Raw genomic sequence first — 241 nt, 5'->3', positions numbered from 1 at the left:
GTATTGGTACAAAGAAAAAAATCCAAAATATTATGACCTTAAAAAGTATGGTCCCTTTAAGGAGTATACTACCAATGAAGCCTTCACCGACTTTGGACAGAGAAAGTGGCATCTTTTATATACCGCTGATATCCCAATCAATGATGGGCCTTATATTTTCTCCGGCCTTCCGGGTTTAGTGATAAAAGCGGAATCTATAGATGGAGATTATAGTTTCGAGGCTGTTGAAATCAAAAAATTA

Annotated in this window: 1 protein-coding gene; it reads left to right on the top strand. The window is 36.5% G+C overall.

From position 1 onward, the window contains the following. A partial coding sequence (locus SCA31_RS25270; RefSeq protein ID WP_410699680.1) for a GLPGLI family protein occupies positions 1-241 on the top strand: 241 nt, incomplete at both ends.

The organism is Chryseobacterium sp. SIMBA_028, assembly GCF_046535285.1.
Classification (GTDB): Bacteria; Bacteroidota; Bacteroidia; order Flavobacteriales; family Weeksellaceae; genus Chryseobacterium.
This window is presented reverse-complemented; position numbering and strand designations above follow the sequence as displayed.